The sequence below is a fragment of the Subdoligranulum sp. APC924/74 genome (assembly GCF_003324125.1).
Lineage (GTDB): Bacteria > Bacillota > Clostridia > Oscillospirales > Ruminococcaceae > Gemmiger > Gemmiger qucibialis.
In genome coordinates this window covers 1-12,015 of record NZ_PSQF01000083.1, presented here as the reverse complement: position 1 = coordinate 12,015, position 12,015 = coordinate 1, and the positions used below count along the sequence as shown (strand labels likewise).

Annotated in this window: 9 protein-coding genes; all 9 read right to left on the bottom strand. The window is 59.5% G+C overall.

Annotated elements, in window-relative coordinates; all coding sequences use genetic code 11:
* Nucleotides 1–380: 380 nt before the first annotated feature.
* The gene (locus C4885_RS13285) at nt 381–1,526 is read right to left on the bottom strand and encodes an aldo/keto reductase (RefSeq protein WP_114000793.1); all 1,146 of its coding nucleotides are present in this window, start codon (nt 1,524–1,526) and stop codon (nt 381–383) included.
* A 167-nt stretch (nt 1,527–1,693) separates the two neighbouring features.
* Nucleotides 1,694–3,148: a thioether cross-link-forming SCIFF peptide maturase gene (scfB, locus tag C4885_RS13280; RefSeq protein WP_114000792.1), complete on the bottom strand. Its 1,455-nt coding sequence runs from the start codon at nt 3,146–3,148 to the stop codon at nt 1,694–1,696.
* Between the two features lie 101 nt (nt 3,149–3,249).
* Nucleotides 3,250–3,390, bottom strand: a complete 141-nt coding sequence (scfA, locus tag C4885_RS13275) for a six-cysteine ranthipeptide SCIFF (RefSeq protein WP_114000791.1) — start codon at nt 3,388–3,390, stop codon at nt 3,250–3,252.
* Nucleotides 3,391–3,515: 125 nt separating this feature from the next.
* Nucleotides 3,516–4,874 (bottom strand): aminotransferase class I/II-fold pyridoxal phosphate-dependent enzyme, encoded by a 1,359-nt coding sequence (locus C4885_RS13270; RefSeq protein WP_158538898.1) that lies wholly within the window; start codon nt 4,872–4,874, stop codon nt 3,516–3,518.
* A 249-nt stretch (nt 4,875–5,123) separates the two neighbouring features.
* The gene (locus C4885_RS13265) at nt 5,124–7,931 is read right to left on the bottom strand and encodes an AAA family ATPase (RefSeq protein WP_114000789.1); all 2,808 of its coding nucleotides are present in this window, start codon (nt 7,929–7,931) and stop codon (nt 5,124–5,126) included.
* Nucleotides 7,928–9,073 (bottom strand): exonuclease SbcCD subunit D, encoded by a 1,146-nt coding sequence (locus tag C4885_RS13260; protein ID WP_158538897.1) that lies wholly within the window; start codon nt 9,071–9,073, stop codon nt 7,928–7,930. The genes C4885_RS13265 and C4885_RS13260 overlap by 4 nt, the downstream gene beginning before the upstream one ends.
* 679 nt (nt 9,074–9,752) lie before the next feature.
* Nucleotides 9,753–10,253, bottom strand: a complete 501-nt coding sequence (locus tag C4885_RS13255) for an N-acetyltransferase (protein WP_114000787.1) — start codon at nt 10,251–10,253, stop codon at nt 9,753–9,755.
* A gap of 22 nt (nt 10,254–10,275) precedes the next feature.
* On the bottom strand, nt 10,276–10,617 hold the full coding sequence (locus C4885_RS13250) for a NusG domain II-containing protein (RefSeq protein ID WP_114000786.1): 342 nt from the start codon (nt 10,615–10,617) through the stop codon (nt 10,276–10,278).
* A 14-nt stretch (nt 10,618–10,631) separates the two neighbouring features.
* Entirely contained in the window at nt 10,632–11,531 is a 900-nt protein-coding gene (locus C4885_RS13245) for a ribonuclease Z (protein ID WP_114000785.1), read from the bottom strand.
* Nucleotides 11,532–12,015 lie beyond the last annotated feature (484 nt).

Here is a 12,015-nt window from a genome sequence, read left to right as displayed (position 1 = left end):
GCGAGGGGCTTTTGCCCCCGAAGCACGATGCGGGTACCGCAACCCGACATTATCGAGCATTTTGGCAACGCAGATGCCGTGCCGCAGCTGTCGGAGCGGTGCTTAAGCCGCAAGGCGGGAATTGTGCGGTGTTGCCTTAGGAATTAGAAATGAAAAATTAGGAATTCGGAATGGGACGGCGGGAAAAAGTTCGTGGTAAGGGTTAAACCTGCTGTAATTCCGCATAGGCAGGGATCATAAACAGGAACAACAAAAAACAGGCGCACCACAGAATAATCCCCGTGGTGCGCCTTATTTATACGATTGTACCTATTGGATTAAAGGTTTTCGCCGAAGCCTTTTTTCAAAAAGGTTGGAAAAATCCCCCGTAAATCCAAAAATCACAGCGTATCGCAGATGGTGCTCATCATGGAACGGATGTCGATGTGCTGGGGGCATTTGGGCAGGCAGGCACCGCACTTGATGCAATGCTCGGCGCGGGTGGCGGCGGGGGCGTCCTCATATTCCTCTTTTAGGGTGGCGAGGCGGTCACCACACAGGCGGTATTCGTTCCAGGCGTGCAGCATGCCCGGAATGTTGACCCCGGCGGGGCAGGGCATGCAGTACTTGCAGGCCGTGCAGGGGGCAAGCTTTTGGGCCTTGAACACATCCAGCGCACGGGCGAGGGTATCCTGCTCGGTGGTGGAAAGCGGAATAAAGGGATCCATGGAAGCCACGTTATCCTGTACCTGCTCCAGGGTAGTCATGCCGGAAAGTACGCACAGCACATTGGGCAGGCTGGCAACCCAGCGAATGGCCCAGCTGGCCAGGCTCTTTTCCGGGGCGGCCTGATGCAGCAGGGCGGCGGCTTCAGGGCAAAGGGTGTTCAGCATCCCGCCGCGCACCGGCTCCATAACGATGACCTGCAGCCCGGCAGCGGCGCACAGCTCGTATTTTTTGCGGCTCTGCTGATAGTCCCAGTCAAAATAATTGAGCTGCAGCTGTACAAAATCCCAATCGCCTGCAGCAAGGATCTCTGACAGCTGCTCAGCGCTGCCATGGAAAGAAAAGCCCAGCCGCTTGATTTTGCCCGCCTTGCGCAGCTCGTTCAGCTGGTCATAGGCGTGGTACTTGACGTAATTGGACCAGCTGCTTTCATGCACAGAGTGAGCGAGGTAAAAATCAAAGTAATCAGTGCGGCAGTTGGCCAACTGCTCGTTAAAAATACGGGGCACATCCTCATCGCATTTCAACAGCCAGCCGGGCAGTTTGCTGGCAAGGTGATAGCTGGTGCGGGGATACTTGGCCAGAGCTTTGCCGCAGAACTTTTCGCTCATGCCGCCGTGGTAGGGGTAGGCAGTATCGAAATAGTTCACGCCGTGGGCATAAGCATAATCAAAAATCTCCTGTGCCTTTTCCTCGTCAATGCTGGTCTGGTCGGCGGCGTCCCGCAGGGGCAGGCGCATGGTGCCAAGACCCAGCAGGCTGATTTTGCCGTTGAGGTCATTATAGGGGGCAGGATTATTGCGGCAGACACGGTATTCCATACAAGTTACGCTCCTTATTCCGGCTTTGCCAGATGAATTTGATGGAAGATTTGGTGCGGGGATAAACAAGAAACGCCGATTTTGCTGGCTCGGCGGTTAAGGTGTATCTGAAAACAAAGAAACAGCCGATATTTTCGACTTTTCAGATACACCCTGGGAAAAGGAAATTATTCGCAGGAGGAACAGTCGCCACAGTCCTCGTCGGTGGCAGGAGCTGCCGTTGCGGCGCGGCCTGCCAGCTCGGGATCAAGGCTTTCGGCTACTTTGATCATCAGGGCACATTCAATGCGCTTGCGGAACACTTCGCAGCCATATTCATACACACCGTGGATATCGCCGGTGGCGTGCAGGGCGTTGGCGGCGCAGCCGCCCGCGCAGTACAGGCGTGCCCAGCAATCCTTGCAGTCGGGGCGGGCGTACACGTTGCACAGCTTGAATTCATCCCGCAGTTCAGTGTTGGTAACGCCGTTCCAGATATCGCCCAGCTTGTAATCCGGGTCGCCGACAAACTGATGGCAGGGGTACAGGTCGCCCCAGGGGGTAACGGCCATATATTCGGTGCCGGAACCACAGCCGGAAATGCGCTTGTAAATGCAGGGGCCATGGGCCAAGTCGATCATGTAATGGTAGAAAGTGATGGGATGACCGGCTTTTTCACGGCGGAGCATATCCTTGGCCAGCAGCTCATACTGGTCAAACAGGATGGGTAGGTCGGCTTCGGTCAGGGCTTCGGGACTGCCGGCCTTGCTCACGACCGGCTCCATGGAAAGCTCGTCAAAGCCGAGATCATCCGCCATGTGGAACAGGTCGTTGGTGAAATCGGTGTTGTAATGGGTGAAGGTGCCGCGCATGTAGTAGCCCTTACCGCCGCGGGCCTTGACCAGCTGCTGGAACTTGGGCACAATGCGGTCATAGCTGCCGCGGCCTGCAATATCCTTGCGGAAACGGTCGTTGACCTCCTTGCGGCCATCCAGAGAAAGAACCACGTTGTAGCACTCTTTGTTGGCCCACTCAATGACTTCATCGGTGATGCCGATGCCGTTGGTGGTCAGGGTGAAGCGGAAGTTCTTGCCTTTTTCTTTTTCAATGCTGCGAGCATAGGCAACCAGCTGTTTGCAGACCTCAAAGTTCATCAGCGGTTCGCCGCCGAAAAAGTCAACCTCCAGGTTGTGGCGGGTGCCGCTGTGCTCCACCAGGAAATCCAGCGCACGCTTGCCGGTCTCAAAGCTCATCAGGCCGGACTGGCCGTGAAACTTGCCCTGGGCGGCAAAGCAGTATTCGCAGTTCAGATTGCAGGTGTGGGCCACATGCAGGCAGAGTGCCTTGACAACGGTGGAACGATTCTTGAAGTCAAAGGCATGGTCAGCGTAAATATCTTCGGCAAACAGCTTGCCATCGGCCTTCAGTTCTTCGATATCGTCAAAGCAGTCGTTGATGTCCTCGGCGGTCACTTCGGGATGGTCAGCATATTTCTTTGCCAGCAGGTCGGCAGCTTCTGCGCGGGGGTGGCCGGCATCGACCAGAGCGATGGCGGCATACGCCAGTTCGTCTACGGCGTGAACGCTGCCGCTGTAGACATCCAGCACAATGTTGTAGCCGTTGAGTTTATATTGATGGATCATACTATTCCTCATATCCGAATCAAAGTGGGGTTACATAAAAAGAACCGGGAGCGCCTTTTTGGTAAAAGGCAGTCCCGGCAGAAAGCCAGTTCAAGTAAAAATTACTTCTTCTCGCAAGGCTGGTTGGCAATGCCGCAGCTGGTCTTGCAGGCGCTCTGGCAGGAAGTCTGGCATTCGCCGCAGCCGCCGTTCTGGAGGCTCTTAGCCATATCGCGGGTGTTCAGAGTCTGAATGTGCTTCATGAAATTTCACCTCTTCTATAAATATAGATTATATTAAATATACACGGAAACCATAGGGTTTGTCAAGCAAAAGCGGGGATTTTTGCGGGGAGGCGGGCAGTTTTTTGCCCACAACAGGAATGGTGCTATGGCAGAACATCCAAAGTGGAGCCACCGCCAAGGCCAGTGTGGTGCAGGTGGGTGCCGCAGGCAGCAAGGGCGGTGCAGGCCGCGATGAATTCCGGAGTGATCACTTCGCCCGGTGCCAGCAGCGGAACGCCCGGCGGATATGCCCAGACATACTCCGCCGAGGTGCGGCCAACGGCATGTTGCAGTGGCAATGCGGTGTGCGGGGCAAAAAGCGCCTGTGCGATGGAACAGGCGGCTGGGCCGGGGGTGGGCAGCACCTGCGCCGAGGCGGGCAGGGGAGCGTTCTGCGCCGCCGCAGCATCGATCACCAACAGGGCAGCGGCAAAACGGTCAAGGGCGGTTTCTTCATCGCAGGGGGAGGTCATGGCCAGCACGTTGGCACCACAGGACATCTCGGTTTCAAACTGCCAGTCCCGGCGCAGCAGTTCCGCCAGGGCGGGGCCGGTCAGCCCGGCAACAGTACCGTTGACGAGGATCTTGCCGGAATCGTGGGCAAAAAAGCCGGGGTGGGCAGAAACATCATCCATCCCATGGCAGAGCACGCGCAGGCGGCGCAGTGGCCGCACAGCGCCGCTGAACCGCTGCAAGCGGGCACGCCAGGCGGCAAACCAGGCATCGCCGTGTTCGGCCAGCAGGCCGGTGCAGCCGTCCAGGCTGGCCATTAACGGATAGGAGGGGGAACTGGTTTCAAACACATCCAGCTGGCGTTCCAGCTCCTGCGGCGGAATGAAAGAACTGTTCCAGTGCAGCAGGGCGGTCTGGGTCAGGCTGGGCAGTGTCTTGTGCGGGCTTTGAATGATGACATCTGCCCCGGCAGCAATGGCACCGCCCTGCCAGCCGTGGGCGGCGGCCAGTGGCAGATAGTGCGCGCCGTGGGCTTCGTCCACGATCAGGGGAACGTTGGCGGCGTGGCACAAAGCGGCAATGGCGGCGAGATCACTCAAAACACCCTCATAGGTGGGGCTGGTAAGGATGACCGCAGCGGCATCCGGGCAGGCGCGCAGGGCATCCGCTACCATGGCGGGGGTGATGCTGCCGTAAATGCCGAACGCCGGGTCCACGGGGGGCACAAGCCAGTGTGCCGTTAAGCGGTTGAGCTCAATGGCGTGGTAAACGGATTTGTGGCAGTTGCGCGCGCAGATGACGGCGGTGCGGCCGGAACTGACGACAGCGGCCCGGATGGCGGCCAGAATGCCGCAGGTGGAGCCGTTGACCAGATACCAGGTTCGCTTTGCCCCCCACAGGGCGGCGGTGCGGGCCATGGCATCGGCCAAAATGCCGTCTGCATCGTGCAGGTCATCTACGCCGGGAACTTCGGTCATATCCCACCCGGCAGGCAGGCCCGGTGCCGGCACCACCCGCCGCTTGTGCCCCGGCATGTGCAAGGGGTAAAGCCCGGAGGAAGCATAGGATTGGAGTTGAGATTGGAGAAGATGGTTCATAAGTTAGGAGGTAGGAAGTAGGAGTTAGGAGTTGAAGGACGGAATTTTTGGAAGCGGCAATAATTAGAAGTGAGGAAACGGAGAGAGTATAAGAGTGTTATGATTTTAATACGCGGCGCAAGCCGCACCATAAACTCCTAACTCCTCCCTCCTAACTTCCAATTAACCAAGTTCTACTTGGGCTTTGCTTCCGCATTTGGTCTTTTGGACCAGGATTTGTTTGGGGATGCGGTCCTGGAGGGTTTCGACGTGGCTGATGATGCCGACCAGCTTATCGGAACCGGCAAGGGCAGTCAGGGTGTCAATGGCTTTTTGCAGGGCATCGGCGTCCAGCGTGCCAAAGCCTTCGTCCACAAACAGGGTATCCACGCTGATGCCGCCGGCACTTTCCTGGATGGTATCGCTGATGCCAAGAGCCAGGCTGAGCGCCGCCAAAAAGCTTTCGCCGCCGGAAAGGGAACCGACCGGGCGGGTCTTACCGGTGTAGGCATCGAACACATCCAGCTCCAGTGCGGTCTTGGCGGCAATATCGGCGCTCTGGCGGCGGCGCAGGGTATACTGGCCGCCCGTCATGCGGGTAAAACGACGGTTTGCGGCGGCGACCACGCCGTCAAAATAAAAGCTCTGCACATACTGTTCAAAGGGCAGCTTTTGCTTTTGGGTCAGATTGCCGTTGATGGTCTTGCTCAGGTTATCCAGCATGGCGGCGTTGGCGCGGGCAGATTCTGCGGCGGTGATGGCTTTTTTTAGGTTGGTCAGGGCATCGCGGTTGGTATCCAGCCGGTGCAGGGCGGCCTGGTTTTGGTCGCGCAGGTTTTTGCGCTCAGCTTGCAGTGCAGTAAGGGCCTGCTGCTGGGCGGCAGGGTCCGGGCGGCTGGCGATATCCCCGGCCTGTTCGGCCAGGGTTTGGGCGGCGCTTTGGGCCGCAGCAAGTTCTTTGGAAAAAGCATCGCGGCTTTTGGCAGCGGCATCCAGTGCGGCTTGCAGGGTGCGGCGCTGTTTTTGGGTCTCGGCGCGGGCGGCGGCCATAGCGGCGGCATCTGGCCAGGGCAGGTTTTTCTGCCCCTCGGCAAGGCGGGTCTGGGCTTCCGCGGCGGCTTTTTCGGCGTTGGCCTGTGCGGTGCGGGCCTGCTCCACAGCGTTTGCCTGGTCGGGGCGCTGGGCTTGCAGCTGGGCTTTTTGGCGGGTCAGCTTTTCCAGATCTTTTTTGCGGGATTCAGCATTTGCCATGCGGTCATGCACTTCGGCAAGGCCGCGGCGCAGGCTGTCATGTTGGGCCTGCAGGGCGGTTTGCAGCTCGTCCGGGGTCAGGGCATCGGCCTGCGGCCCGGTATAATGCTGGCGGCGGCGCGCCAGAAAGGCGGCGGTACGCGCATACAGGGTATCCCGCTGGGTTTGGGCTGCGGCTTTGGCTTCCCCGGCTGCGGTGGAGGCTTTGGAAGCTTCCGCCGCAGCGCTCGCCGCTGCCTGCGCAGCTTTGTTGCAGGCGGCTTCGGTGACATGGCTGGGGGCGGGGGCTGCCGGTGCTGGGTGGTGCAGAGCACCGCACACCGGGCAGGGGGCGCCATCCACCAGATCTTGCGCCAGAATCCCGGCGCGGGCGGCATTCAGGGCGCGCTGCATCTCGGCGCTGGAATGCTGGGCGGCATCGGCCTGCTGCTGCTTTTGCCGGTATTCATCGGCAGTGCGCTGCCAGTTGGCTTGCGCGGTGTGCAGGCGGGGGATATCGTCCAACAGGGCTTGGCAGTCCTGCTGCTGGCTTTGGGCCAGCTCAATGGTTTTGCGGCAGCTTTCCAGCTCGGCGTTCGGTTCGCCGCAGGCCGTGATCTGCGGTTCCAGCTGGGCTAAGGCAGTATCGGTACTGCTTAGAGTTTTCTGGTCTTTTTCCAGTGCCGCGGCGGCCTGCTCGGCCTGGGCGCGGGCGGTTTTGGCGCTGGCTGCGGCGGTGCTCAACTCTTGATAGCGCGGCTCCCACTCCGCAAAGCGCTGCAGCTTGGCATCCAGCTCGGCAAGCTCCGGGCGGCGGGCTTCAGTCTTGTCCCACTCCGCATTCAAAGCGGGGGCCTGGGCAGTCAGCTCGGCGGCTTTGGCCTGGGCTTCATCCAGACTGCTCAGCAGTTTGGCACGGTTTTGGGCGGCTTCCACCGCGGCGGACTGCGCTTCAATGCGGGCATCAAGGGTATCCAGCTGTTGGGATTGCTCCGCCGTCAGGGCGGTGTCCGCTTCGATCATCTCAGCGGCCCAGTCCAGCGCGGCGGGGGCACGGTAGGGGTCACGGCTGTCCTGCGCATCGGCAAGTTCGCCGGTGTGGGGGCTGCCGGGGGCAGGCTGTAAAGCGGCCAGCAGCTGCACAACGGTGTGGTTGGCAAGCTCGGCCTGGCGCAGAGCTTCCCCGGCTTTGGTGCGGGCGGCACTGCCAAGCCGCTGGTAGCTGGCGGTATCAAACACGCGGCGCAGAATTTCGGCCCGGTCGGCGCTGGAAGCGTTGAGCAGGCGGGCAAAATCATTCTGCGCGATCATCGAGATTTGGGCAAACTGGCGGGCGTCAATGCCCAGCAGGGCTGTCACCGCTGCAGTCACGGCTTTGGTACCGGTCACGGGAGCGTCCGGATCCTGCGTTAAGGCGGCAGAGCCAGGAACTGTGGTAACGCCCTCACCCCGGCGCTTGGCGCGGGTCTGCTCCGGGGTGCGGTTGACGGTATAAGTACGGCCGCGGTGGGTGAACTCCAGCTCCACAAAGGTGGTATCAGTGGGGATGGCATAGTCGCTGCGCAGCATGTCCGGTTCGCGGTAAGCGCCGGTGGTTTCGCCGTACAGGGCAAAGGTGATAGCGTCAAACAGCGCGGTTTTGCCCGCGCCGGTATCGCCGCTGATCAGAAAGAGGCCGCTGGAGCCAAAGCCGGACAAATCCAGTGTGCAGGTGCCGGCATAAGGGCCAAAGGCGCAAAGGGTCAGGCGTACAGGTTTCATAGTCCGGCCTCCTGGCGCAGCTGGGCCAGAGCTGCGGTTTCTTCGGGGGTAAGGGTGCGGCCGTGCATCTTTTCAAAAAAGCGGGCGAACAGCTCGTCAAAGCCCATGGTGCGCAGCTGGGCGGCCTGCTGGATGGCATCGCTGCCGGTATCCAGTGCGTCGCCGGGAGCGTAATCCAGCTTCATGGCGTTGGGGTAAGCGGCACGCAGCACGGCCATGGCGTCCGGGCGGGGAACTGGGTCGGTCAGGGTGGCCCAGATGTAATCTTCGGCATCTGTTACGGTATCGGCGGCGGTCAGCTGGTCCAGCGGGCCGGTGAGGTGGCGCATGGCGTGCAGCGGGCGCAGGGGCAAAAGCTCCGGTTCGGCTCCGTTGGCCCCGATATGAACCAGAACGGCGCTTTTCTGCGCGCCGCACTCATCCAGCGAATAGCACAGTGGGCTGCCCGCGTACCGCACAGTGGGGCAGCCGACCTGCTGCGGGCGGTGAATGTGGCCAAGGGCGGTGTACAGGTAGCCGGTAAAGCGGGCGGCATCCACGGCCTGAACCGTGCCGACGTTGACATCGGCGGCAATGCTCTCACTGCCGGAACAGGTGGGCAGACTGCCGCTGCCCAGCACCATCTGGTGGGCGATCAGAACCCGACGCTCCCCGGCGGTGGGCAGCGGGCCCAGCGCGGCGGCGATGGCGGAATCTTCATCCCGGATATCGGCATCCGGCAGGCAGTGGCGCACGGTGGCGGGGCGGACAAAGGGCAGGAGGTCAAAGGTGAGCTCGCCGAATTCATCCTGCAAGATGACCCGGCGGGGGGCACTGGTGAACTGCCCGGCCAGATAGACCTGTTGGTTGGAAAGCAGCCCGGCGGCATAATCCAGCCGCTCGGCGCTGTCATGGTTGCCGGCAATGGCCAGCACCGGGATGTTCCGATGAGCAAGCTCGGTCAAAAACCAGTCCAGCAGCAAAACTGCGGCGGCAGGGGGCAGGGCGGTATCGTAAATATCCCCGGCCAGCGCCACCGCCTGCACATTGTGGGAAGTGCACAGGTCAAGGACCTGCTCTAAGATATAGCGCTGGTCCGGCAGCAGGTCAAAGCCATTGACCCGCTTGCCGAGGTGAAGATCGGCGAGGTGGAGAAGATTCAAAGGTGGCACCCCCTTGAAAGTTAGGAGTTATCTCAATTAGGAATGAGGAATGAGAAATTAGGAATTGGAGATGAGGATAAGTTTGAAATTTGGGGTGAATGGTAAGGCAACACCGCACAATTCCCGCCTTGCGGCTTAAGCACCGCTCCGGCAGCTGCGGCACGGCATCTGTGTTGCCAAAATGCTCGATAATACACAAAGTATTATCTGCGCTTTTGGCTTAGCATCTGCCGCACCTCGCTCGCCGTATCGGCACTTAGAATTATGCGGTATTGCCGTAAATTTGTGGGGTAGGGCGGGGTGAACCTGACCAAGCCGGGAGCCTGACGTAAATTCTGATTATTTTTAGGCCCTGCGTGGGGAGCCACCCCTCAGTCCGCTGTGCGGACAGCTCCCCTCCAGGGAAGCCAAAATATACGGCGGGCTTCTGTATGAATTTGTTGTGGCATCCACCATAAAATCGCGGAACGGTCAAGACAGTTCCCTACAGATTGTTTTATAATGCGCAATCGTCATTTTGTATGGGGTGCACATTGTGCGCCCGTTGCTTTGTGGGGAATAGCGTGGTGGAATATACGGCAAACACTCTATAATTTTTACGTCCGCCAGGATGAACTCCCGCCCTATGCTCGGCCCATGAAAAGTTTTCGCCCAGCCTTTTTTCAAAAAGGCTGGATGGTCAGCGCCAGAGTTTTTCCCAGGTGGTGATCTCGAGAGTAACGCCGGGCAGGACTTCCATGGGGACGGTCTCGCTTTTGCGGAAGCGGCACTTTTTGCAGAACCCTTCAGCTTTCAGGTCCTTGGCCCATACCCGCAGATATAGGCGGCTGCGGCCATCGCCTTCGGCCAGTTTTTGGGCATAGGCCACAATGCTGCGGCCTATGCCCTGGCCGCGGGCTTTTTCCAAAAGGAACAGGCGGGACAGGCACATGGCCCCCGTGGGGGTAAGATCCAGCGCAAAATAGCCGACTGGATCGCTGCCCAGATAGATCATGAAATAATTCACAGTTCCGCTGTGGATCTCGTCATCCGTCAGGATATCACTCTGGTACTTTTCCGCCAGGGCGCGGGCTACTTTTGGGGTCAGCTTGGTGTAATGCTGAACAAAAATTTCTTCCGCCAGCTGGCTGATCTGCTCAATATAGCGGGTTTTGGTCACTTGCTTGTAGGTGGGTTTCATGGGGAACCTCCGTAATGTATGGTTATTCAACGGTAACGCTGGCGCGGGCGGGCAGGCAGGCGGCCCAATCGCCCTGTTTGGTCAGTACGCCAAAGGATTCACAGGTGTGGTCCGGGCAGGGGCTTTCCACAAAGCGGATGCCGCCGTTTTCCACAACCAGATGGATGGTGTAATAGCCGGTATCAATATCATAGCGATGGTCGGTGTCCAGCGGGATGCGCAGCTGGGTGCTGTCATCGCCATAGGTCAGCACGGCAACCAGACCGGACCCGGCAGCCGGATGGCCGAAACAGAGCCACAGCACCCCGGCGGCCAGCAGAATGATGATGGCAAACAAAATGTTCAGACGGGCAGATTTTTTCAAGGGGAAAACCTCATTTAATCAGGGTCAAAATTCAAGGTCAGCCGCATGCCGTCAACCCCGGCGGCTGCGGTGGGAAACGCCTGCTGCGCGGCGGCAAGGCCGGGGGCAAGATCCGTTACGGCGGCGCTGTAATGGGTCAGCCACAGGCGGCACACGTTGGCTTCGGCGGCAAGGACCCCCGTTTCGCGGCAGGTGGAATGGCCGTATAACTTCGCTTTGGGCAGGTCGGCGTCATCGGCATAGGTGGAATCCATCAACAAAAGATCGGCATCCTGTGCAGCGCGGCGCAGCGCAGCGCTGGGGCGGGTGTCGGTCGCATAGACAACTTTCAGCCCGCGGCGCGGCGGGCCGAGAACCTGGGACGGCAGGAAGCCGCCCACCGGCTGGCCGCTTTGCAGGGTGGACCAGTAACGCACAGGGATGCCCGCCGCCTTTGCCCGCTGGGGATCAAACTTGCCCGCCCGCGGCAGGGTGAACGCATATCCGCAGCAGGGTACCCGGTGCTTGAGGGGGAACGCCTGCACGCACCCGGCGGGCACTTCAAACTCGCCTTTGCAGTCCGGCAGTTCTTTCAGCCGTAGTTCGAACGGCAGCGGTCCGGCCACGGCGTAAAAGGTGCGCACCACATCCGTCAAGCCCGGCGGCCCAGCCATGACGAGGGGGGCAGTGCGGCCCTGGGCGGCCATCGTCTGCCAGATGCCGGGCAGGCCGAAAATGTGGTCCCCGTGGTAATGGGTCAGCAGAATGGCGTCCATGCGGAAAATACTGACCCCGGCCCGGCGCGCGGCAGTCTGGGTGCCCTCGCCGCAGTCCAGCAGCAGGTTGGAGCCGCCCACCGTGATGCAGGCAGCCGCCAGGGCGCGCTCCGGCAGGGGCTGTGTGCCGCCGGTGCCAAGCAGAATGATATCCAGCATGGCCAGAACCTCCGATAGACTTAATACGAAATGTATTTCTTACAAGATTTGATAAACAAATCGTATAACTTGTGGGGCGGTGGCTGTAGAAAGCATACACCCCCAACTTATCATACTGCTAACAGTATACCACAACATGCCAAGCGGGAAAACCGGAAAATTTTAAACGGGGGACAGCACAAAATGTTGAAAATTTCACACCTGCCGCGTATTATGATAAGAATGAAGCGAAAGGGGAAGGCGGCCGTAGGGGGCAGAGTGTACCAGCGGAGTGTTTGCCGGTATCACGAAGCAAGATATCTGACAAGGCCCGACATCCGGGACGATGCAAGCATCGTCCCCTACAGATTGCATTTAGGTTCGTATCGAAAATATATGTCGTTCCGAGAGGGAACACTGTTATCTAAGGCAATACCGCATAATTCTAAGTGCCGATACGGCGAGCGAGGTGCGGCAGATGCTAAGCCAAAAGCGCAGATAATAC

Bases quoted from the DNA above. Each gene is read 5' to 3' on its own strand.
- C4885_RS13245 (WP_114000785.1), bottom strand. From the start codon at position 11,531: ATGCTGGATATCATTCTGCTTGGCACCGGCGGCACACAGCCCCTGCCG.
- scfB (WP_114000792.1), bottom strand. From the start codon at position 3,148: ATGATCCATCAATATAAACTCAACGGCTACAACATTGTGCTGGATGTC.
- scfA (WP_114000791.1), bottom strand. From the start codon at position 3,390: ATGAAGCACATTCAGACTCTGAACACCCGCGATATGGCTAAGAGCCTC.
- C4885_RS13285 (WP_114000793.1), bottom strand. From the start codon at position 1,526: ATGGAATACCGTGTCTGCCGCAATAATCCTGCCCCCTATAATGACCTC.
- C4885_RS13265 (WP_114000789.1), bottom strand. From the start codon at position 7,931: ATGAAACCTGTACGCCTGACCCTTTGCGCCTTTGGCCCTTATGCCGGC.
- C4885_RS13255 (WP_114000787.1), bottom strand. From the start codon at position 10,253: ATGAAACCCACCTACAAGCAAGTGACCAAAACCCGCTATATTGAGCAG.